The following is a 22,352-nucleotide window of genomic DNA, read 5'->3' as shown; positions in this document are numbered from 1 at the left end:
AGTGACGTCAAAAAGACGAAAATTTTTCTTCATCCACGATATCCTGTAAGTCGTGAGACGTCACCATTATAATAGGGTATTCTTCTCGTTCAGCTCGTTTTTTAGCCGTTTCTAACATATATTTAGGACTTCCTTCGTGCTCTTCGTCGTAAACTAAACAAATACCTTCACTTTTTTCTACTAAAAATTGATTTTTTAACCGAAACTGTGCTGGACTTTCATATTTCTTTTTTGTAATGCTATCTACATAATCTGCTTGACTTAAGACAAATTCATACAATTCTTTATTGACTTCATTCCATTTTTCTTCTTGCTCCAAAAATGGGGTTAAAACAGCTAACTGAAGCTCGGGATAATCGAGCTGCAGATCAAATACCACTTCTGCTGCCCAAATTTCTACTCCTAGCTGGCCACTAATCAATACCCATTCTAATCCATCCTCTACTAATTCCTGTAATTTTTTATGGAGCGCTTTTTTTATGTATGTAATGCCTTGATGTTTTTCATTAAAAATTCCAAGTTCGAATGGCTTATAACCAGTAACCGTTAGCACCTTCATTATATAACTCCTTTGTAACAAAATAGAATAGGAACTGATGTAATCAGCTCCTATTAACGTACATTATCTAAAATACCCTGAATTAGGTCCTTGATGCGCGCCTTTTGTATGACAGCTTCCTTGGCCGCAACCTTTGTGTCCCGGATAACTAGCACCTGCTACTTGACCTGGGTAGCCTGCTCCTGCCACTTGACCTGGATAGCCTCCCATTTGACCTGGATAACCAGCACCTGCTACTTGGCCTGGATAGCCTCCCATTTGACCTGGATAACCAGCACCTGCTACTTGACCCGGGTAGCCTCCCATTTGACCTGGATAGCCTGCTCCTCCTACTTGAGTTGGATATTGCTGCGCGCCGCCAAAAAACTGTTGGTTTGAAGTTTCATTTACAACAGATTGCGTTTGCGGGAAGTAATGCACGTGCTTCACGTTTGTATGGTTCACCAATGTATTATGACTTGGATGAATGTGAGGTACAACTACCTCCTGAGAAGTAAACTGCGTGCAGCATTTTGTTGGATGCACAATTGGTGGCATACATTTTGTTGGTCTTGGATACATATCCTTTTTCCCCTTTCACTGTTTAGTTATTACACTATTACAATATGTGAAGGGCAGTGTACATGTACTAAGACAAACACCTATTTTTGACCTACATAAAGGAGTTATACGAATTTTTCAAACTGCTTAAGACAATTACTGTTAAACAAATTAATGCGAAAAATGATACTAAAATCACATTTTTCATGAGGCCTCTCTCCATCTCACCAAAGTTCTGTTTTTAAGCTGTAAGAATACGTCTTACATTGACTAATTTTATCAATGACTGAAAAATAGAACAATATAAAACCTCCACAAAAACAAAAGAATAATAATTCTGAATTTTTTAAAATAAATCAGCTGAAGTCTATGCTTTAGCTGATTTATTTTTTAGTCTAAGAAGTCTTTTTTCAAGCGCTTCCTTCGACGTTTTTTTAGTCATTCCTCTGAGTTGATTCCACTTCTCCGAGGCTAGCTCAGTATATAGAAGTGCTTGATGAACATCTTTGAGACGATGCTCATAAATTTTAGCTAGCTCAACCAATGCTTCTATAGCGACGTCACCTTCACATGTTTGAACCAAGGGTTCAAACATGTCCACTGCCTCTTTCCAACTCTTCTCTTTTTTATAATGATAAGCCATCGCTAGCTGAGCTTTTTCATGCTCTTCTTTTTCTTTTTCCGCTACGCCCTGATAAAGAGAGAAAGCGTGCTTGTTCTCCCCTAATTGCTCATACCACCTTGCTACTTCGTATGTTTCTTTTTCTGTAAACTCCTCACTAGTAAGGAGATGCTTTGATAAATGAATGTATAAGGTAATAAGCGATAAAATATCATGTTCATTATGTTTCATAATGTCGAATAAGCCTCTTGGATTTTTCGTTTCAATAAAATCAAAATAAATCATGGGAGCTAAAAAACCTGGAATATCATCAACTCGTTCAATTCCAAGTATTTCTTTTTCGACATTCGCAAGCTTAACCGAATTCATTTTGTGTTTCCACAGCCTTCTTGACGCATGCAGTAAATCAAAGTGACCGAACTTAGGCAGCTTGGGCAAATGATCTCTCAATAGCGTATGGCGAGTCTTCACGTGAGGCCAATCGAAAGATTTCCCATTATAAGTCACAAGCGTCGTATAGTCTACTTCTTTTAAAAAACTTTCGTAAAATGCTACTTCTCCACTTGGCTCCGTTAATATATGCTGACGAAAAACGACAGAATCTTTTAGCACCCTTGCATACCCTAGCAAAAAGATAGTCGTTCCCGTACCTGTACTAAGCCCTGTCGTTTCCGTATCAAAGAAAAATAAATCTGAATAAGTGTGGCCTTTTGATGAAAGCGGATGAGCAACTGTAGACCGATTCCATACTTCCACTACTTTTTTCAGCTCATTAAATTCATAATGTCCATGCTTGTAGTCGAGCGGGTAAACCACTTCTCTAATCATACAGTAGCTGTCTTCGGCAAAGTAAGGCACAGCGTGATTTCCCTCCCATTCCTGCTCATAGGGAATAGACTCGCTTTTAGGTGGCTGCGGGTTACTTTCAACCGGCGGCTTTGCTTCTGTAACATGAAGATGCTTTTTCATACGGTTTAATTTATTTTTAAAAGACAAGAGTTCACCTACTTTGCAGTTGTTGTAGCAGCACGAGCGCATCGCCTTTTGCGTGTTCTCCCTGTGCTTCCATACCGATACAAGACGGACAGCCGCTTTCGCAAGAACAATTTACAATTAATTGATTGGCTTGATTTAGCACATCATTCATTTGTTCGTATACTTTATCACTTAGCCCAATGCCTCCCGGGTATCGATCATATAAGAAGATAGTCGGCTGTTCGTTGTGCACCGCTTTTATCTGAGGAACTACATGTAAATCAGACGGATCGCACATCACCATAAGCGGTGCAATTGACTGAAGGGCATTTGCCACAGAAATGAGCGCTTGTTCCAATCGTTCTTCAGATTCGTAAAACTGTTCTTTTTCAAAGCTTAGCCACACGGCATTTGTATGAAGCTCTTCTTCCGGAAGTGAAATGGGACCTGACCCTATGTTTTCATGCGTCTCAAACTTTATTTTTTTAAATATCGTAGCCATGGCGCTGACCATTACATCGCCATAACCGATTGAATATGTTCCTTCCAGTCGCTCTTTATCAGCTTCTAGAACCTTTAAGTTAACCGCTAAGTTTGCATCGGTGAAATAGTCTACATCGACTTCACGAACATACGCTTTTTTCTCATCCCAGTCCAAGTATTCTACTTGATACTGAATGCCTTGATGCAAGTAAATCGCCTCATCATGAAGAAGCGTCATGGCACTAAAGCGATCCATTTCTCCAATTACTTTCACATTTGCAACGTCCGATTGATCAATGATGACAACATTTTCTTGGGATGCGGAGCGCAGACTGATATTATGAGCTGGGAACGAATCATTCATCCAGTACCATTTGTCTCCGCTAAAATGAATCACTCGCTCTTCTTGCAAAAACTCCAGCACGTCTTCAATTTCTACCCCATCAAATGTTTCTCCCTGCTTAAACGGCAGCTCATAGGACGCACATTTTAAATGATCGACTAAAATAACAAGATTATCAGGATTAATTCGAGCTGTTTCTGGATTTCTGCTAAAAAAGTAATCCGGATGCTGAATCATATACTGATCAAGCGGACTTGAACTTGCGACCATCACAATGACGGCTTCTCCATGACGTCTCCCTGCTCGTCCTGCTTGCTGCCAAGCACTTGCTACCGTGCCTGGATAACCTGTCATCACACACACCTGCAGCTGCCCGATATCCACTCCTAGCTCTAAAGCATTCGTACTGACTACCCCGTAAATACTGCCCTCTCGAAGTCCTCTTTCTATTTCGCGTCGCTGCTTCGGCAAATATCCTCCGCGGTACCCTTGAATAGACTTATTTTGAAGCTGGTTTTTTACGAGCTCCTGCAGATACGTTAAAATAATTTCCACTCGTACTCGGCTTCGTGCAAATACAATCGTTTGAATTTTATTTTTCAAAAACTCTCCTGCAATATTTCGCACTTCAAGCGTAGCACTTCTTCTAATGTTTAACGGTTTATTCACAATAGGCGGGTTATAAAAAATAAAATGCTTGCGACCGCTAGGCGCTCCGTTGTTATCTACTAACATAACATGAGCTCCCGTTAAATGTTCAGCAAGTTCTTTTGGGTTAGCGATGGTCGCTGATGTACAAATAAAGATAGGATTGCTTCCATAGTAGCGGCAAATTCGCTTTAACCGGCGTATAACGTTGGCTACGTGGCTTCCAAAAACACCGCGGTACGTATGAAGTTCATCAATCACAATGTACTTCAGGTTTTCAAACAGTGATACCCATTTAGTATGATGAGGTAAAATAGCTGAATGAAGCATGTCTGGATTCGTAATAACAATATGACCTGCTTTTCTCACCTTTTGACGGATATTTGCCGGAGTATCTCCATCATACGTGTAGCTATTGATTGGTACTTCCATTTCTTCAATGATTTCATTTAATTCACTTTTTTGATCTTGGGCAAGCGCTTTTGTTGGAAACAAATAAAGAGCTCTAGCCTGATCATTCTCCACAATACTCTGGAGTACCGGCAAGTTGTAGCACAATGTTTTCCCCGATGCTGTCGGCGTCACAGCCACAACATTCTTCTTAGCTGTCGCCAAATCAAACGCTGTTTTTTGATGCGTATAAAGCGAACCAATTCCTCGGTTCTCAAGTGCTTGCCGCAGTTTCGTATGCAAAGAAGCTGGAAATGGCGCAGTTTTAGCTTCTTTCTCTTCGATTGTATGCCAATGAACGATATTTTGCTGATACGATGGATTGGTTTGTAAGATATCCATTACTTCTTGTAAGTTTTTTCGTATTCTCATTTTCATCACCTGCTTCTATTTTAACGAATGAACGTTCGATAGAAAACCATAAGTTTTTGTATGTTTTTGGTGGATTCGGACATGGTATTAATACAGTAAATTTTTCAAGGAGATGTTAAAAATGGGAAGCCCTTATCTTTGCCCTAGCTGCAAAACAAACCGAACGCGCTTTAATATCATTGAACAGTATGCTAAACCTGTAAAAATGGATCCAAGAAGCGGAGACGTTGTAGAAGAATACACAAACGATACGCTCGATGCCTTTCACGCTGCTTATAATGGACCGCAAAAACGCATTCAGTGCGGAGCTTGCGGATTAGTAGAAGATGAAACCATGTTTGTACGGCATGCTGAATCGAATAAACTTCAATAAAAAAGGTGAGGCTCTTTGGCCTCACCTTTAATCATATAACTCTTAATGCTTTTTCTCGATGGAAAAGCAGACATTTTCATCTAAAAAATTCATGTCTTTTCTTATACAAACATGCTAAAATACCTAAAAAAGATATGGAGATGATGGTCATGTCATTTCTTCTTTCGCTTTTACCTTTCTCCTTTTTGAAGAAATTTCGTTTTCCTTCAGGAAGAGAAGTTAATGAAGATAAAATGTTCGATAAAACGAATGCAGAAATGCTTCAACAGAGAGTCAAGCTAGTTTCACTTGCTCTTGTAGTTTCCTACCCTATTTATATTTATATAGGATTTTCTTTACTTCAACATGCGGGGACATCTCAGTTTAGACATACACTAATTGGTATTCATTTCACTAGTTTTACTCTCTCTTCTCTTTATTTATTTTTCTATTATGTTAGTAAGAGAAAAGAGCGGTTTGCTAACTACTTAAGTACCATTGTATATGGCTATATATTTTATTACGTATTTGCTGCAGCACTTTCTACTATTAACAGTCAGCTTTTCACAGGTCGCGTAGACGTATATATGATGCTTTTGATTTCCACAGCTGTTTTATGTCCTATGAAATTAAAACAGCTGTGCATTATTTTTATTCCTAACCATCTTTTTTTATTATACGGCTTGTCACGATATGTACCGGATTCTTTTTCTCTTATTTCAAAGCAGATCAATACAACGGCAGCAGTTGCTATCGCTTTACTTATTTCATACATTCTTTATACATACCGTCACAAAGAATATATGAATCATTTACAGCTAAAAGAAAGCGAACGTAATTTTTTTACGCTGTTCAAAATTAATCCCTATCCTTTACTATTAACGAGATTATCCGACCACAAAGTGCTGCTCATTAACAATAAAGCTGTTCATTTTTACAATCTTGCTTCTCAAGATCTTGACCAAATAGATGGATTTATAATCTACCCTACCGATGAAGATCGAAAGGAGATTTTAAAACGTCTTCAACAAGAGAAATATGTAAAAAACTACATCCTAGAAGCACGTGAACATGGAGATTCTAAGTGGGTTATGATCAATTATGAATTACTAGAGTATCAAAGCGAAAGCTGCATACTCGCCGGTATTACCGATATAACCGATTTAAAAGCGGTTGAGCATGAATTGAGCTTGCACGCTTCAACTGATATGCTAACCGGAATTTTAAATCGAAGAAGCGGAATGGAAAAACTGCAGCTGGAACTGCTGAGAGCTAAAACCAATTATACATCTTTTCTATTATGTTTTATCGATATTAATTCTTTAAAACTAGTAAATGATCAATACGGTCATAGAGAAGGCGACTGGCTTATTAAAACAATAGCAGAATCAATTGGTGGCTATATTAGCAAGAATGATACGCTCTTTCGCTACGGAGGTGACGAGTTTTTATTAATTGCTCCTGAACAAACGGAAGAATACGTACACGAGCTGTGGCAAAATATTAATGAACAGCTAGAAGATAAAAAGAAAGAATTTAATAAGCCATATACACTGTCTGCGAGTTACGGGTTTATTATATGTGCGCCTTCAGACGACACCAACCTAGATACATTAATTCAAAAAGCAGATGCTGCTATGTATAAGCAAAAACATACGCGCGTTTCTTCCGCCTTTAAGTAAATCATCGAAGTCCTTGCGCCATCGCATCAAGTAGATTTGCTAAATAGAATGATCAAGGAATAAATCCGTGCATGAATTACGCGTGCACTTTCTTTCTTTGCAAAGAAAAACTATAATAGATGATGCAAGTATTTTACTGATATACGGAAAGGACGTACATATGTTTACAATTAAAGAATATACAGCTGAACAATTGCAGGATCCATTTGGTCTCCTTCTAGGTGAACGCTATGAATTTCATTTATACATTGAGGTAGAAGAAGAGGATGAATTATATACCGGCAGCGACCTTGCACTACGCGTAGTATATATTAAAGGCGAAGATAACACTTCTATTGCCCAAACTCATTTCTACGAAGTTTCAACAAATAAAGTATTAAACTTCGACCTTGAAGAAGAAGAAGCAGCAGCTGTCAAAGAGTTTTGTGGGAAACATTTACCTTCAGAGGAAGATACAAATAACGAGGAATAATTAAAAGAGGCTTGGACAAAAGTATTCTAGTTAAAGTTAAACAAGAACGATTAATCAAAATCACTGATTAACAGTTCTTGTTTTTTTCTGTCATGGTAAACATAGCTTTCATCTACTTCGTTTTTCCATTAGTTTTTTAACTACTTCTTTTGGTTCCCAGCATGTAAACTGATAAGAAGGACGGGTGTCATAGCCTAGTCTTTTGCATTGATACTTCATTCCCTTATCCAATTTAATGCTTTGAAAATGTTGACATGTGGCACAGCAATGAAATGAATTCATACCTTTCCTTCTCCCCTACTTTAATCTATTTTCTTAATCATACAAATAAAACGAATTTGCACAAAAAAAAGCTGCCTATTGGCAGCTTTCATATGTAGCGTTGAATTATAATTTTACAACATTCTCCGCTTGAGGTCCACGTTGGCCTTCAACGATTTCAAATTCAACTTTTTGGCCTTCTTCTAATGTTTTGAAGCCTTCAGATTGGATAGCTGAAAAATGAACGAATACGTCATTTTCGCCTGGTACTTCGATAAAACCGAAGCCCTTTTCACTGTTAAACCATTTTACTGTACCTGTAGTAGCCATGTAAAAAACCTCCAAAAATGTAAAAATTTTAATATGTTACTCTATATTTACATTTATACCGTAAATAAAAAATTCACATATTATAAAAGAGACCTACGCGAAGTAGATCTCCTTTATAACAAGTGAATTTTCACTAAATCTAATTCGAGTGTATGGTCAAACGTAGTATTCATTACATTTATTAAATTTGGTTGCGTTTACATTATACTATACCTATATGTAGAATGCAAATATTGGGCCATTCTTAGCATACGGCTCAGCCGTTTTGCAAAATATTATCTTCCTTACGTCAACATGTTATCAATATGGGCGTCGATAATTTCTTTTCGCTTATTTTGCAGGGTCTCAAATAACAGCTTAGCTTCTTCTGAAGTTAACGCAAACGTTGTTGTTTCTTCATGGTTTTCTTCTTTTGTATGAAGCACAAATATGCTTTGTTGGATTCCACTCATACATATTCCTCCTTTTTCGATAGTATAGGCTTTTTTATATTTTTCATGTATGCTTCACACGTTTTTAACAAATTATAAGAAAGGTTAAAACTTATAAGGAGTGATACTATCATGAAGAAATCGTTTTTGTTTGTTGTAGGCTGCATGACGACCCTTTCTTTATTCGGCTGCAGCACAGCAGATCAAGGTAAAGATGGCGTCATTGACGATAATACAGTCCGCAACGTCACATATGAAAATGGAAACAATAAAACGAAAATGAATGATGTAAACGATACGCAAGACGTACAGCGTAATGAAAAAGAACAGTACAATCAGTCCGGCGGAATGAGAGTAGCCGATGTGGCAGCTGATCGTATCGTAGCGTTAAAAAACGTAAAAGATGCTAACGTAATCGTAACCGATCATACAGCTTACGTAGCAGCTGTATTAGACGATAACAAAGAAGGTAATCTCACAAAAGATATGGAGCATAAGATTGCACATGAAGTGAGAAAAGCTGACGGCAGTGTTCATCGAGTGTTTGTATCAACAAACCCTGACTTTGTAAACCGTATGAACGGATATGTAGACAAGCTTCAAACCGGCAAACCAGTCTCTGGACTGTTTGACGAGTTTTCAGAAGTGGTTCGCCGCGTATTCCCGAACTCACGCTAATATACATGAATGACAAAAGAGCATTTTACGAAATGCTCTTTTTATTTTATTTTTTGCATAAAATATTGCATAAAAATTGCTCTTATAAATTTCTGAATATTTTTATTTTACTTTATTTTGAAAACGTTTTCATTTCTGTAATATAAAGGTTTAGGGGATTTTAGACTTAGGTAATTTACGGTTTTGTGGGTTGATAGTAAGGGAAAAGTTTGTTAGTTTTAGAAACCATAAGATGTTTGCATGGCGAGCAGTGCTCGTTTCATGCATAAAAAATGCATAAAGGGGAGATTTGGTGGATATTGGTGTTTATATTTCACTGGGCATTTATTTTGTAGGAATGCTTGGAATAGGATGGTATGCCTACACAAAAACAACTCAAGACGTATCGGGTTACATGCTAGGCGGACGCGGACTAGGTCCGGCCGTTACTGCGCTTTCAGCTGGCGCTTCAGATATGAGTGGATGGATGTTAATGGGGCTTCCAGGATCCATGTATGTGACAGGCCTTTCAAGTTTATGGCTTGCAGTAGGTTTATCTATTGGTGCTTATTTAAATTATTTAATCCTCGCTCCGCGTCTTCGCACTTATACGGAAGTAGCGAACGACTCTATTACAATTCCAGACTTTTTTGAAAATCGTTTTGGCGACCACGCCAAGATTCTTCGAACAGTATCAGCGATTGTTATCTTTATTTTCTTCACTCTTTACACTTCAGCTGGTATGGTATCAGGCGGACGATTGTTCGAATCGGCATTTGGTGTGAATTATCAAATTGGCTTATTTGTAACAGCATCTGTTGTTATTGCCTACACTCTTTTCGGTGGATTTTTAGCTGTTAGTTTAACAGATTTTGTTCAAGGTGTTATTATGTTTCTTGCCTTAGTTTTAGTACCCATTGTAGCTTTCACCAATGTTGGAGGCGTTAACACAACAATGGATATTGTACAGAACATTAATCCAGCATACCTGGACATTTTTAAAGGTACAACCGTTTTAGGTATTATATCTTTCTTGGCCTGGGGACTTGGCTATTTCGGACAGCCTCATATTATCGTTCGCTTTATGGCTATCTCTTCTGTTAAAGAGTTAAAACCCGCACGTCGTATTGGAATGAGCTGGATGATTATTTCTATTATTGGTGCTATGCTGACAGGACTTGTTGGAATTGCATATGTAGAAAAAACGGGTATGAAACTAGCAGATCCTGAAACTATTTTTATTAAATTTGCAGATATACTTTTTAACCCGTTAATTACTGGATTTTTATATGCAGCTCTACTAGCGGCAATTATGAGTACGATTTCTTCTCAGCTGCTTGTAACGGCAAGCTCTGTTACAGAAGATTTTTATAAAACATTTTTCCGACGCAAAGCCTCTGACAAAGAGCTTGTAACAGTCGGAAGAGCTGCCGTTTTAGGTGTTGCAATTATTGGTATTTTGCTTTCTTTAAAACCTAGTGATACGATTTTAGGACTTGTCGGATACGCATGGGCTGGATTTGGTTCTGCATTTGGTCCTGCTATTTTACTAAGTCTATACTGGAAGCGTATGACTCGATGGGGAGCACTTGCAGGAATGATTGTAGGTGCTGTCACGGTATTAATTTGGGTAAATACTCCGTTGAAGGATACTCTTTACGAAATGATTCCAGGGTTCTTTTTAAGTTTATTAGCTGTCATTATCGTAAGTTTCCTAACAAAGAAACCATCAAGCGATGTTCAACAGCAATTTGTTGAAATGAAAGAAATTTTAATAAAAGAATCGAAGTAAACAAAAAGAGGATGGACAAACATATTTCAATTGAAGGAAGCTCCGGACGATTCATCGTTCGGAGCTTTTGGTTGTGATAGTGAACGTAGATTGAATTGATTTAGTTATATCTCAATCTCTTTTTGTTTTTAATCTCTCTTCCTTATCATATATATATTAAAGATTAATAAAGGAGGTTTTTGTATGCAACATTCTTATTTCCCTTATGAACCTACACAACAAATGCGCGTAGATACACAAAATAGAGAAATTAAAGTAATTGGTGAAGGAAGTGCTTCAGCCATTCCAAATGAAATTTCCATGACGATTGGAACGCGCACTGAAAACCGAGACGTTCAAGAAGCCTTAAAAGAAAATTCAGCTGTTTCAAATACTCTGCTGCAAGAGATAAAAAAACTTGGAATCAATGACCAACAAATTGAAACAGCTTCATTCACCATAAATCCTAAATATGATTACAGCGATGGAAAATCGACTCTTACAGGATACGAAGTACAGCATTTGTTTAGAGTAAGAGTACAGGATGTAAAACAAGCTGGCGATGTTTATAACGCTACGTTTTCAAGCGGAGCCAACGTAGCGCAAGATCTTCAATTCCACGTTACAAATGATGATAAATATGAACAAGAAGCGATAAGTAAAGCTTTGCTTAACGCTAAAGAAAAGGCCTTTACCATTGCCAACACGCTGCAGCTCCCTATTAACCAAACTCCCATTTTAATCGAAGAAGGCCCCGTCTATCAGTCATCTGGATCCTCGCCTAAGTTATTAGCAGCCTCTCCCCCTATTCAAGCTCAGTCCTTGACTGTATCTGCTTCTGTAAAAGTTACGTACACGTATTAATACTTATGGTAAACTATAGATTATTATAATGAAGAAACTAATCTAAAGGAGCTCTTTGCACAATGACTTCTGAACATTTACTAGCAGCTTATCAAACCCTATGGTTGAACCGTTCGTTCGCTTCTAAACAATCCATGACAAGTGAAGATCAGCTTCGCGAAGCCATTCTGAAAGATTTAAGAGATGAAATGACTCATCCGCGCGTCCGGCAAACACCGTATGTGAAATATCATCTTGGCATAAAAAGAATTCTAAACAGCAGTCTTTCCTCTGATGAAAAAGTTGCGCTTACGTCCCTATACACAAACCTTTTAGATAGCTGTATATAACAAGAAAAAGGACTTCCTTGATGGAAGTCCTTTTTTTATTTAATTAACGCTTTTTCTTCTAAGCTTTGAAAAACAGCGTTAAAGTCTTGCTTCAAATCCTCGAATTCCTCTAACCCTACTGAAAGGCGAAGAAGTGAATCAGTAATTCCTTTTTCTTCCCGTACTTCTTTTGGGATACTTGCATGAGACATTGTTGCAGGATGCGTTAGAATGGATTCAACTGCACCTAGACTTACGCCAATTGAAGCCAATTTGACTCCTTGCAAAATATGTCGTGCTACTTTTTCATCCTGTACTTGGAAAGAAATCATAGCTCCGTATCCATTTGCTTGTTCTGAAATCAGTTTGTGGTCTGGATGACTTTTTAAGCCCGGGTAGTATACACGGCTCACTAGTGATTGTTCTTCAAGCCACTTGGCAAACTGCAGTGCTGTTTTTAACTGCTGATCTAAACGAACTTTTAATGTCTTAATTCCTCGAAGCAGTAAAAAACAATCCTGTGGCCCCAAGATAGCACCAAAAGCATTTTGTACAAACTTTACTTCTTCTGCTAGCTTTTCATCGCTTACTACAACTAAACCGCCAATGACGTCACTGTGGCCGCTGATATATTTTGTAGCACTATGAATCACAATATTTACACCAAGGTCAATCGGCTGCTGTAGATAAGGTGTTAAAAACGTGTTATCCACAATTGTAAGAAGATTGCGCTCCTTCGCCAAACTTGCTACTGCTTTAATATCGGTTACCTGTAAAAATGGATTTGAAGGGCTTTCGATATAAATAGCCTTCGTATCTTTTGTAATAGCTTCTTCTACTTTCTCAACCTTCGTTGTATCAACAAAAGTTGTTTTGATACCAAACTTTGAAAATAATCGTGTTAATACACGATATGTTCCGCCGTACGTATCGTGTGAAACTAAAATTTCATCCCCTGATTCAAAAATAGATAACACCGATGAGATAGCAGCCATACCTGATGAAAAAGCAAAACCAGCGTACCCATTTTCTAGCTGAGCAATGGTATTTTCTAAAGCCTCACGAGTTGGATTTCCTGAACGAGAATAGTCATAACGGCCGTTGTTCGTCTCATCTTCTTGGTTAAATGTAGATACCTGATAAATAGGTACGTTAACCGCTCCAAAATGACCGTCAATTCCTGTATTTGCATGAATTAAGTTCGTACCAAATCTATGTTTATTATTGTTGGTATGCATCAAATGCCTCCTTCAAATCTTTAATTAAATCATCTGCGTGCTCAATTCCAACTGATAATCGCAGTAAACAGTTTGTTACTCCGACACGATTTCTAATTTCTTCCGGAATATCAGCGTGTGTTTGACGAGCTGGGAATGTCATTAAACTTTCCACGCCTCCTAAGCTTTCTGCAAATGTAATAACTTTGACATTTTCTAAAAGTACTGACACGATGTCAGGGTGTGAGACAGCAAAAGAAATCATGCCTCCAAATCCAGTTGCTTGTTTCTTCATGATTTCATAGCCTGGATGTGTTTCAAGACCAGGGTAATACACTTTTTCCACGAGATCGTGAGCAGTAAGCCAATTTGCAATTTTCAGTGCGTTTTCGTTATGCTTTTCCATCCGAAGCGCTAGCGTCTTAACACCGCGTAATAACAACCAGCTATCCTGTGGACCTAAGATTGCCCCAGCTGCATTTTGATAAAAACGAATTTTCTCTCCTAAGCTACTACATCGAGCCACTACAAGACCAGCAACTACATCATTATGGCCCCCAATGTATTTACTTGCACTATGTATCACAATATCTGCTCCAAGCTCTAAAGGACGCTGATAGTAAGGGGACATGAAGGTATTGTCAACGATAGTAAGCAAATCATGCTGTTTAGCTAACGCAATTGCTTCTGGCAAATCAGTCACGTGCATCATTGGATTTGTAGGTGTTTCAATAAATAAAGCTTTCGTGTTGGGACGAAGCGCATCTTTTACTTGCTCGAGATGGGCTGTGTTGACGTACGAAACAGTAATTCCTTGCTCTGAAAAGATTTCATTTAGTACTCGGTACGTTCCTCCATATAAATCCTCTGATACAATTAAATGATCTCCGTTTTTAAATAGTGCTAAAACTGACATTACACCCGCCATTCCTGAAGCGAATGCTACTCCTACCTCTCCTTTTTCTAAAGCAGCAATTGCTTCTTCCAATGCTGTACGAGTAGGGTTTGCCGTACGTGCATAGTCAAATCCTGTACTTTGCCCTAAAGCAGGATGAGCAAATGTTGATGCTTGGTAAATGGGTGTTGTAATAGAACCTGTTGAAGGGTCACGACCTACTCCTGAACGAACTAATAAAGTTTCAATTTTCATCTATTTCTCTCCTTAACTCAAAATAAAAACACTCTTCACAGATGAAAGAGTGTTCGTTTATACACGATTTCTCTCATCTGTTAGAACAATACTGATGTTCCACAGGAATTAGCACCGTTCAAATGAATGTTTCATTTGATGGTTGCCGGGCATCGCAGGGCCAGTCCCTCCGCCACTCTTGATAAGAGTTCTATATAATTGTTGGTGGTTAACGTTTGTTGTTACTAACTTTAATAAAGATTTTCTTTATTGTCAACATAATTTTCTAAAAAATTTAAATCATCTTATTTGTTTATTCAATATACTTGTCCTGATAAGGACATAAAAAAAGAGACGACAGCGAGGTCTCTTTTTCTAAGGCAAGTGCACAGATTTTACGTGAGCTAACTTCCAATACATACTTTCTCCATTTGCCGTAATCAGTTCAACAATATTATTAGAAACTTCTTTAAGTACGCCAATCTTTTCTGATTGATCCCCTAAATCTAATACGACCAGTTGATTTTCATATTTTTTAAGCTGCTCTTCAAAATTTCTGACAAAAGGTGCAGAGGCAGGCCTTACTGGGAGCTCTTTGTCACTTAAAGAATAAGGGGTTAACTCATTACTGTAAGGGGTAAGCCATTTCAAATGATGCAGAGAAACAAAGACATTTTTATACACTGGAGAATAAAACACAAGATAATCATTCAGCACGCTTGTGATATAGCCGTGCAATGATTTCCCTCCTGTTACATAAATTTCAATAAACTTCCCTTTTGCCTGCTGTAAAATATTACGATAAGAAATCCGCTGACTTTCTTCTATTAAGTTCTCTTCTATTTCACGTAAAACCGTATAGTCTTCTTCCGATACTTCCCGCAAACGATGCATGTGTAAAAGAGGAATATACAAATAATCATGTCCATTATACAAAACCATAATATCTAATCCAAGATCAATAAGTCTGCCAACAAATGTCGTTTTACCTGAAATATCCAACTCCACAATTTTATTGATATAATGATTCATACTCATTCTGATTCTCCTCCTTTTTCTTATATGATAGAAAAGGTGCTTTATAAGCACCTTTTATGTTCCATTTCATCATGCTTTCCAACGATAATTTTTCGTTTTAATAACTTTCTCGGCCGGTGCTGAAGAGCGTGAACCCGTACGGCGTCCTCGAGAGCGATCGTCTGTGCGACCTCCTGTACGTCTTCCTGTACGGTCTCCTGTGCGACCTCCTGTACGTCTTCCTGTACGGCCTCCCGTACGGCCTCCTGTACGTTCTTCTGTAGATTCTGCAGCTTCAGTTTCTCCATTTTCTTCTGTTTGCTCGTTATTTTGATTGTTGTCGTTTTGCTTAAAAGCTCCTTTTGCTCCTACACAAATGGTTTTAACGTGTCTTGGCTGTAAGCGTAATACTTGATTGTTCTGAACAAGTGTAAATGTGCCGTTTCGACTTTGTACTAACACGCCCTCTACCGCTTCAGGTCCTCCATTATTGATTGATACCCATTTATGAGAAAGGTGTGCAAACAGATCGTTGAAACTCTTGGATTTCATATATTCTGGTTCTTGACTCACGGAGAGTTCATTTACAGATTGAGTAGTTTGATCTCCATTGTTGTTTTGATATTCACTTACACTCTTAACGTGGTCAGTGTTAATATAGATGATACCGTCATCCTCTGTGAGTAATACTATATAAGCAGATTCAAATGAACCTAAGACATCAAGAAGCTGACCTGCTTTTTTCTCAGGTCCACCTTGATTAACCTGCACATATTTAGTTTTCATTAATGATAAAGTTCCAGCAAAAGTTTTTCCTCGATATAATTCTAAGTCTGCACTAATTCCTGTAAACGTTTGTGCCGAATTTGACATAGTATCTTCAGTAATACTTTTTACATGCGCTAAGTGATAATATACAAGTGTATATTCTTGTTGATTATTATTTTGGTTGTTTTGGTTGTTTTGGTTGTTTTGGTTGTTTTGGTTGTTATTTTCACCATTATTGTTATTGTTGCTTTCTACTGCTAAGATTAAATAATCTGATTGCACGTCAACCAAATAACCCGTTTTAGATTCAGGTCCTCCACGATAAACGGTCACCACTCTTCCTTTTAGGGGTTTGAAGTGAGAAGAATAGCCTTTATCAGGCATTTGTATATTTCGACTGCGTTTTTGGCTTGATTTTTGGCTCGGATTTTGATTTTGCCCTTGTTCTTGGCCATAGTAATAGTTACTCATTGTTTTTCCTCCTTATTAGTTATCCTTATTGGTCATTCATACTGTATATATACGTATCATGTACAGCTATTGATTTCCTGCATTTGCCTATTATTAACAAAATCCACTGTTGCCTATAAATTGCCTATAAATCTATCTCTTTTTAAAGAGTCAAAAGGTTATTTTTAATATACGCTGTTCGTTCTTTTATAAAAGACAGCATAAATTCGGGTTCTTTATAAAATTGCTCCAAGTTATCTTTTACGTAAGGATCTTTTAATACATAAGGAGCAATATACTCATGCAGTTGATAAATGATTGGTTTCATGTATTCTATTGTAAATTGATTATTTAGAACATTGTTCATTTTTTGAATATATTGCTTTTTAATGCTGTTCACCGCCAGTAAGCGAGCTGTAAGCGTATTAAATCCTTGTGCGCGGACATAGTCTCCTTCCATTACTTTTCCATTTACATCTCTTCCCCAAGTTGCATCATAATCCCATGGAATCAGTTCAAAGCGCCCGCTTTCATGATTTAGATAGAAGGCATAGTTATGGACAAAACCGTCGTAATTCTGCATACAAATAATACCGACTAACCAAGATAAGTAGCGGTCGACGTTCAAGTACTTCTCAATATTCTGTTCGAATTCTGTATTTGTCCACGTATTAAGATTAAATATAAACTTTTCTAATTTTTCCTCATCCCCTTCTCTCACTGCTTTATTTTCATATCCAGATAACAAAGTTGTTTTCGGCCTTTTATCCAAATCGCTCATCAAAGAAAAATTAGCATCTCCGTCCACTGCATAAAATATGGATCCCTCCGCTAAATTTCTTTTTTTCAAAAATAGTTCATCTACCGATTCGAGCTGAAGATATATTCCTTCATTTTTCCCATTAATTTTAAGAGTGACAAACTGAGAGTGAGGAGATAAAACGTCTAAAGAGGAGAAAAAATCGAGAGACAATTTGTTGCGCATAAGCGATGGATCTTTGTATTCGGCGTTTAGGTGTATTTCTTTGGCGCGCTGAAATATTTTTGGAGAATAAAATTCAATATAATATGACTTTTTCTTCATCTTCCGAATGTGGGAGCCTCTTAGCAGCAAATCAATATCGTAGCGTTTTTTGTTAAACTTCATCGTTGCCTGAACCGCTTCTTCTGACCAAATATCTTTTTGCATTTCCTTTAAATCTTTTACATTTACAAACAGAGCGTATTGAGGGATTTCTTTTTGATTCATGATTCGACCACCTTTCTTCAATTATTAAAGTATATGAAGGGTAAATTCTCCATGATACCCCGCAGCATCAACTATTTGCGCAAACTCCACTTTTGACTCATATCAAGGACAAGCATTAGCGCGTATTCTATTAATGCAAGACCTAGTCCAATTGTCAAGGAGGTTTTTGTATTGCATATTACACCTGAAAAAATTAAAGAAGCTGCTGAAGCCCTAGAATGTACAGAACTGAAATCTTTTATGTTTCAAGAGCCAACTGCTGGTCCACTAACAAGAAAGCGTCGCTCTTCTCGTAGCACTGGCCGCAGTAGCCGCCGTTCTACTCGTCGCTCTCGTCGTTCTACTCGTCGTTCTACTCGCCGTTCTCGCCGTTCTACTCGCCGCACTCGTCGTTCTACTCGCCGTTCTCGCCGTTCTACTCGCCGTTCTCGTCGTTCTACTCGCCGCACTCGTCGTTCTACTCGCCGTTCTCGTCGTTCTACTCGCCGCACTCGTCGTTCTACTCGCCGCACTCGTCGTTCTCGCCGTTCTTAATTTCCCTAAACACTCATCTTTATTGAAAAAAAAAACGCCGAAGAACCATGGGTGTCTTGGGCGTTTTTTTCCACTTATAGAAGAGGAACATTTGGAAATATACTAAGATGGAGCGTTATTCATTTTACATAGAAAAGGAGAGGTTTTATGAAAAAAAACAAACATCAAATTTCAACTTCATCAACAACAGATGTCGAAGAAGTCAAACGTTTAAATGCTCAGTCTGGATTAACTTACAACGAAGTATTTTCACTTCTTGGAGAAACCTATTTGAAAAATCAAAAGAAAAAACAATAAGCAAGGACTAGAAAACACCTTCTAGTCCTTATACTTTGAAAATCCCGGAAAATCCTTTTACTAAGGATGTTAATTGGTTCATGGCACCCATCATCTGTCCCGCAGTATTCATCATCTTGTTCATATCGTAATTGCCATCACTCGATTTAAACTGAGACATTAATGACTGAAATTGAGATGGCTGAGGCTTTTGCTGCTGACCTTTAGGGTATGGATTAAAAGGCGCAGCTGCATTATTGTACATAGGCTGTTGGTACATTCCGTTCATATAAGGAATTTGCTGAGGGCCAAAAGGCATTTGTTGCTGAGCGTACGGATGTTGCGGCATATAAGCTTCCGTCCATGGCTGCTGATGATACTGTGGAAATGGATGTACCTGACTTAAATCAAAACGTTCTGGTTGATGTTGCTCATAATACGGATAGTGCTTACTTGTATACATGCAAAATCAATACCTCCTTTTTAATATTACATAATATATAGTATGTATGCAGAAATAAGAGGTGACGTTCGTCTACTTGTACTTTTGGAGAACACATTCAAAAATATGTAGGTTTCTGTCGAAAGTTTAAATTTTTCAAAAAAACGAGATTATTTAAATATATGGTACGATAAGAACAAGTGATACTACCTATACGTAGTGGCACAAATGGGGATTAGGAGGGAATTTACATGTATGTGAACGAACTTCAAGAAGCTTTTATTGCGGTGAAACAATATGAGCCGCAGTCAAGTAATGAATTACTCGATTTTGCTCAGCAACAGTATTTAAAAGGTTTTTTAACTCCTATGAATTACAAAGCCGCTGTACGTGAACTCGAACAAATTGGAGCTACTAAGCCCGATTTTAGTGCACAAGATGATTAATTTTTTTACTACCACCGAGAAATCGGTGGTTTCTTTGTTTCCTATAAAGTGGACACATACTTCTTTTTTGACTTGTTTATACTATAAAAGCTTTACCATAGTATTCAATAAAGGAGGTCTATCTCATGAGTCGTGGAAAACATTTTGATCATAAAAAGCAGGGGCAAAGCGCAGTAACTAAAACAAATAACGCCGTTGCTTCTAAACATACCGAAAAAGTTGATTATCATATCGATACAGTCGCTTCACAAGATCACCCAGCTGTTTCTATCCAATCTCAAAAAGATTTTGATTAACTTTTTGATTGATCATGATAAAAAGAGGCTGGAACATAACAAAATGAATCCAATCTAGAAACGAACAAATGGGATACATGAGCTGAACCGCTTATAACACCGCAGTTGATCTCTGTGCAAGGCTTCGCTTTCCGAGGGCGGCCGCTGAGCCTCCTCGTCGCTTGCGCTCCTGCGGGGTCTCATCTGTTCCGCTTTTCCCGCAGGAGTCTTCGCCTTGCCCTCCAATCAACTACTCGAAGGAACGAAACAGATGAAAGCTATGCTGATCATCAAAAAAACGAACTACGAATCAAAAAAAATGATCGATAGTTCGTTTTTCACTTCGAGTAAAATACTTTTGTTACCATCTCATACATAGAAAATCCCCACCTTGTAGATCTTAACGGAAGGCCGGGATTAATTATTCAATATCGACTCGAGCACATACTTATTTGAGTGATACATCTTTTTAAATCGCTTTTCTCGCGTCTCGGGATAAAATGACTGTAGTACAACGTTTTGTAAATTTTCTTTTAACGTCTCTACTTGATTAACATGAATATATTTTGGTCGCTCTTTCTTCAGCCATTCCGTTACGAGACTAGCCCATTCATCAAGTTCTTTGAAGAAAATATCTCCATAAGGCTTTACTTCTTCAAAAAATTTCACTTCATAATTTTCTTCCTGTTGAATAGACGCTAATCGTTCTACAGCTACTTCATTATATTGAAACATGATCTCCGTACTTTTTTTCACATCTTCATTCATCGTTACTCGTCACCTCTATGATGACTATTGTAACATAAACAACCTTTATACTGTATGAAGAACCATTTCTCTTCGGGTTCTACTCCATTCTGTTTCGGAAGGCATGCTTTCGTACACAGCTACTTCAATTTCTTGCAGTGATTGGTCAATGCGATGAACTTGTTCCATATATGTTTCTTCACAATGTGTAAATGCTTCATTTATAGATGTAGACATCGTTTTATCCACTAGATCTACTTGCTCTAGTAAGCTATCTAATAAAGTCATCATTTCGCTTGTTTTAACCATACTTTGTTTCATCGCCATCCCTCCAAATTTTCCTTTGCATAACGTATTCTCTCTTTTCTTCATTGTCCCTTCACACATGACAAAACTAGTTTCTATTCGTCAAAGAAAGATGTTTTCGACATTTTCATTTATGGTGAATCGAAAGTGAGCATATTGAAAACACTAGTATAGACATTTCAGCTAAGCAGATACATTCCGCTGCTGAACGTTTATTACAACATGATAGGAGGTGCCTAGATATGGCCAACAAACAGCAAAAATCACAGCCTAAAAATAAGCCTGAAACAAAAACCTACGGTGATCCTAAAAAGTTAAACGGTCCTAACCAGCCTTCTACTTAAAAACAAAACGGTCACTTGTGACCGTTTTTATTTACATTAAATACTTGCGCTACTTTCATTAATATATACAGCTGCTTTTGCTTTTGGAGATACCACTTTGTAAAATGAACCTTCTTTGGAAAAGGTGGCTTTTTCATGAGCTTTCGTTCCTCTTTTTTCGTTAAAAACCACTTTTCTCTCTTCTTTTCATGATGTTTCATAGCCGGATACACCATTCGAAGAGCAGGTGTACGGCAACTGGTTTCATTCACATAATACTGCTCATAATCGTATCTCGAACCCGTATGCTTTGTTTTCAAAGAAAATTCATAAAACAAGGGATAATACTTTTCATGAAATAATAAAGCCGCTAATTTCTTTCCTAAATCAATCCGATTATTTACTTTTGTAAAATCATGAACAGAACAACCGTATAATTCCCCTTTTGTAGTAGGAAAAAGGACGGAACTAAAGTGGAATATATCTTGAAAAAAAAACAGCGTACTTTTAAACACTCTATCTTGATAAAAAGGCTGTTCAATAACGGGCTTTTGAATAACATGCTGCTCATTCACAATTAACGCATGAATAAGCTGCAGTTCACAAGGCCTCTGCATAAATTGTCTCCACTTCTCTTCGATAAAAGATGAAACGTTTAAATAGGGAAGTAAATGAACATAAGAGACATTTTTTTTACGCGAAACAGCATACAATAGTAATTGCGGGAAGGCATCTTTAAAAATAAGCCAATTTGCTCTTTCATACGTCAAAAATAATAAATCGCGCGTTTGCTTTGATAACGCTTTTTTCATTGGTTCTCCTTGCAAATCACACATATTCCACCCTGCATTGCGTGATACCATACTTGCGAGAAATGCCCACTTTACTTCAGGATATCTATGATAAAAAGTTGCATAAGCCTGGGTTCTTGATATATTATCAATATTCAGCTTGTCTGTGGTTTTTTTAATCGCCGTCAACAGCGCTTGTTCCGAACTATTGAGTGACATCTCTTCATCTTCTTTCATCTATTTTTATTTGTAGGATTTGGTA

General features: G+C 37.7%; 27 protein-coding genes, 1 pseudogene and 1 riboswitch. Of the genes and pseudogenes, 12 read left to right on the top strand and 16 right to left on the bottom strand.

Annotated elements, in window-relative coordinates; all coding sequences use genetic code 11:
- Positions 1–7 precede the first annotated feature (7 nt).
- From U9R83_RS07210 to U9R83_RS07195, 4 genes are all read right to left on the bottom strand, one after another.
- Complete coding sequence (locus U9R83_RS07210; RefSeq protein ID WP_014460941.1) at positions 8–559, bottom strand: DUF1273 domain-containing protein; 552 nt, start codon at positions 557–559, stop codon at positions 8–10.
- A gap of 63 nt (positions 560–622) precedes the next feature.
- Positions 623–1,120 carry a spore coat protein gene (locus U9R83_RS07205; RefSeq protein WP_182421179.1) on the bottom strand — a complete coding sequence of 166 codons (498 nt, stop codon included), beginning with the start codon at positions 1,118–1,120 and terminating at the stop codon, positions 623–625.
- Between the two features lie 346 nt (positions 1,121–1,466).
- Positions 1,467–2,717 carry a ribonuclease H-like domain-containing protein gene (locus U9R83_RS07200; protein ID WP_182421180.1) on the bottom strand — a complete coding sequence of 417 codons (1,251 nt, stop codon included), beginning with the start codon at positions 2,715–2,717 and terminating at the stop codon, positions 1,467–1,469.
- A gap of 4 nt (positions 2,718–2,721) precedes the next feature.
- A complete protein-coding gene (locus tag U9R83_RS07195) occupies positions 2,722–4,992 on the bottom strand; it encodes a DEAD/DEAH box helicase (protein ID WP_042992234.1) in 2,271 nt (756 codons plus the stop codon).
- 121 nt (positions 4,993–5,113) lie between these two features.
- Between U9R83_RS07195 and U9R83_RS07190 the strand changes: the two genes are divergently transcribed.
- From U9R83_RS07190 to U9R83_RS07180, 3 genes are all read left to right on the top strand, one after another.
- Positions 5,114–5,365 carry a DNA alkylation repair protein gene (locus U9R83_RS07190; protein ID WP_243549008.1) on the top strand — a complete coding sequence of 84 codons (252 nt, stop codon included), beginning with the start codon at positions 5,114–5,116 and terminating at the stop codon, positions 5,363–5,365.
- A 149-nt stretch (positions 5,366–5,514) separates the two neighbouring features.
- Entirely contained in the window at positions 5,515–7,026 is a 1,512-nt protein-coding gene (locus tag U9R83_RS07185; RefSeq protein WP_209368619.1) for a sensor domain-containing diguanylate cyclase, read from the top strand.
- A 160-nt stretch (positions 7,027–7,186) separates the two neighbouring features.
- Positions 7,187–7,498, top strand: a complete 312-nt coding sequence (locus U9R83_RS07180) for a DUF6509 family protein (RefSeq protein ID WP_243549006.1) — start codon at positions 7,187–7,189, stop codon at positions 7,496–7,498.
- A 387-nt stretch (positions 7,499–7,885) separates the two neighbouring features.
- On the opposite strand, the gene U9R83_RS07175 is transcribed toward U9R83_RS07180, so the two are convergent.
- Both U9R83_RS07175 and U9R83_RS07170 read right to left on the bottom strand, forming a co-directional pair.
- Positions 7,886–8,089, bottom strand: coding sequence for a cold-shock protein (locus U9R83_RS07175; protein ID WP_013056130.1), 204 nt, complete (start codon positions 8,087–8,089; stop codon positions 7,886–7,888).
- 284 nt (positions 8,090–8,373) lie between these two features.
- Positions 8,374–8,541: a hypothetical protein gene (locus U9R83_RS07170; protein ID WP_013056129.1), complete on the bottom strand. Its 168-nt coding sequence runs from the start codon at positions 8,539–8,541 to the stop codon at positions 8,374–8,376.
- Between the two features lie 111 nt (positions 8,542–8,652).
- On the opposite strand from U9R83_RS07170, the gene U9R83_RS07165 reads away from it, so the two are divergent.
- The 4 genes from U9R83_RS07165 (at position 8,653) to U9R83_RS07150 (ending at position 12,141) form a co-directional block, all read left to right on the top strand.
- Positions 8,653–9,198, top strand: a complete 546-nt coding sequence (locus U9R83_RS07165; RefSeq protein ID WP_014460948.1) for a YhcN/YlaJ family sporulation lipoprotein — start codon at positions 8,653–8,655, stop codon at positions 9,196–9,198.
- Between the two features lie 292 nt (positions 9,199–9,490).
- Positions 9,491–10,969 carry a sodium/proline symporter PutP gene (gene putP / locus U9R83_RS07160; protein ID WP_042992235.1) on the top strand — a complete coding sequence of 493 codons (1,479 nt, stop codon included), beginning with the start codon at positions 9,491–9,493 and terminating at the stop codon, positions 10,967–10,969.
- A 183-nt stretch (positions 10,970–11,152) separates the two neighbouring features.
- A complete protein-coding gene (locus U9R83_RS07155; RefSeq protein ID WP_014460950.1) occupies positions 11,153–11,812 on the top strand; it encodes an SIMPL domain-containing protein in 660 nt (219 codons plus the stop codon).
- 62 nt (positions 11,813–11,874) lie between these two features.
- Complete coding sequence (locus U9R83_RS07150) at positions 11,875–12,141, top strand: hypothetical protein (RefSeq protein WP_116737284.1); 267 nt, start codon at positions 11,875–11,877, stop codon at positions 12,139–12,141.
- 35 nt (positions 12,142–12,176) lie between these two features.
- Here U9R83_RS07150 and U9R83_RS07145 read toward each other — a convergent pair whose 3' ends face one another.
- From U9R83_RS07145 to U9R83_RS07125, 5 genes are all read right to left on the bottom strand, one after another.
- A complete protein-coding gene (locus U9R83_RS07145) occupies positions 12,177–13,358 on the bottom strand; it encodes a trans-sulfuration enzyme family protein (RefSeq protein WP_014460952.1) in 1,182 nt (393 codons plus the stop codon).
- Positions 13,342–14,487, bottom strand: a complete 1,146-nt coding sequence (locus U9R83_RS07140; protein WP_014460953.1) for a trans-sulfuration enzyme family protein — start codon at positions 14,485–14,487, stop codon at positions 13,342–13,344. Before U9R83_RS07140 ends, U9R83_RS07145 begins: the two co-directional genes overlap by 17 nt.
- A gap of 70 nt (positions 14,488–14,557) precedes the next feature.
- Positions 14,558–14,675: riboswitch (SAM riboswitch) on the bottom strand.
- A gap of 166 nt (positions 14,676–14,841) precedes the next feature.
- Complete coding sequence (locus U9R83_RS07135) at positions 14,842–15,504, bottom strand: hypothetical protein (RefSeq protein ID WP_014460954.1); 663 nt, start codon at positions 15,502–15,504, stop codon at positions 14,842–14,844.
- A 69-nt stretch (positions 15,505–15,573) separates the two neighbouring features.
- Complete coding sequence (locus U9R83_RS07130; RefSeq protein ID WP_424461510.1) at positions 15,574–16,635, bottom strand: spore coat protein; 1,062 nt, start codon at positions 16,633–16,635, stop codon at positions 15,574–15,576.
- A 229-nt stretch (positions 16,636–16,864) separates the two neighbouring features.
- Positions 16,865–17,953: a CotH kinase family protein gene (locus tag U9R83_RS07125; protein WP_209369333.1), complete on the bottom strand. Its 1,089-nt coding sequence runs from the start codon at positions 17,951–17,953 to the stop codon at positions 16,865–16,867.
- A gap of 168 nt (positions 17,954–18,121) precedes the next feature.
- Between U9R83_RS07125 and U9R83_RS07120 the strand changes: the two genes are divergently transcribed.
- Positions 18,122–18,484 (top strand): CotG/ExsB N-terminal domain-containing protein, encoded by a 363-nt coding sequence (locus U9R83_RS07120; protein ID WP_328575175.1) that lies wholly within the window; start codon positions 18,122–18,124, stop codon positions 18,482–18,484.
- 147 nt (positions 18,485–18,631) lie between these two features.
- Entirely contained in the window at positions 18,632–18,781 is a 150-nt protein-coding gene (locus tag U9R83_RS07115) for a hypothetical protein (RefSeq protein ID WP_014460958.1), read from the top strand.
- 28 nt (positions 18,782–18,809) lie between these two features.
- Here the strand turns inward: U9R83_RS07115 and U9R83_RS07110 are convergent, their stop codons facing one another.
- A complete protein-coding gene (locus U9R83_RS07110) occupies positions 18,810–19,223 on the bottom strand; it encodes a YppG family protein (RefSeq protein ID WP_182421850.1) in 414 nt (137 codons plus the stop codon).
- Positions 19,224–19,453: 230 nt separating this feature from the next.
- Here U9R83_RS07110 and U9R83_RS07105 point away from each other — a divergent pair, with 230 nt between their 5' ends.
- Complete coding sequence (locus U9R83_RS07105; protein WP_013056115.1) at positions 19,454–19,648, top strand: YppF family protein; 195 nt, start codon at positions 19,454–19,456, stop codon at positions 19,646–19,648.
- A gap of 125 nt (positions 19,649–19,773) precedes the next feature.
- Complete coding sequence (locus tag U9R83_RS07100; RefSeq protein WP_013056114.1) at positions 19,774–19,944, top strand: hypothetical protein; 171 nt, start codon at positions 19,774–19,776, stop codon at positions 19,942–19,944.
- Here U9R83_RS07100 and U9R83_RS07095 read toward each other — a convergent pair.
- The 3 genes and pseudogenes from U9R83_RS07095 to U9R83_RS07085 all read right to left on the bottom strand — a co-directional run bounded on the left by U9R83_RS07095 (position 19,916) and on the right by U9R83_RS07085 (position 20,991).
- Positions 19,916–20,173: pseudogene (locus tag U9R83_RS07095) on the bottom strand (hypothetical protein). The gene U9R83_RS07100 and the pseudogene U9R83_RS07095 overlap by 29 nt on opposite strands.
- Positions 20,174–20,340: 167 nt before the next feature.
- Positions 20,341–20,691, bottom strand: a complete 351-nt coding sequence (locus U9R83_RS07090; RefSeq protein WP_013056113.1) for a YppE family protein — start codon at positions 20,689–20,691, stop codon at positions 20,341–20,343.
- 45 nt (positions 20,692–20,736) lie between these two features.
- Complete coding sequence (locus tag U9R83_RS07085) at positions 20,737–20,991, bottom strand: hypothetical protein (protein ID WP_014460961.1); 255 nt, start codon at positions 20,989–20,991, stop codon at positions 20,737–20,739.
- 227 nt (positions 20,992–21,218) lie between these two features.
- On the opposite strand from U9R83_RS07085, the gene U9R83_RS27670 reads away from it, so the two are divergent.
- Positions 21,219–21,320 carry a hypothetical protein gene (locus U9R83_RS27670; protein ID WP_016763465.1) on the top strand — a complete coding sequence of 34 codons (102 nt, stop codon included), beginning with the start codon at positions 21,219–21,221 and terminating at the stop codon, positions 21,318–21,320.
- An 11-nt stretch (positions 21,321–21,331) separates the two neighbouring features.
- On the opposite strand, the gene U9R83_RS07080 is transcribed toward U9R83_RS27670, so the two are convergent.
- Entirely contained in the window at positions 21,332–22,327 is a 996-nt protein-coding gene (locus U9R83_RS07080) for a DUF2515 family protein (protein WP_209368603.1), read from the bottom strand.
- Positions 22,328–22,352: the final 25 nt, after the last annotated feature.

It is taken from the genome of Priestia sp. LL-8 (assembly GCF_036227845.1).
Lineage (GTDB): Bacteria > Bacillota > Bacilli > Bacillales > Bacillaceae_H > Priestia > Priestia zanthoxyli.
The sequence above is the reverse complement of the archived record's forward strand: the minus strand, read 5'-3'. Positions and strand labels throughout refer to the sequence as shown.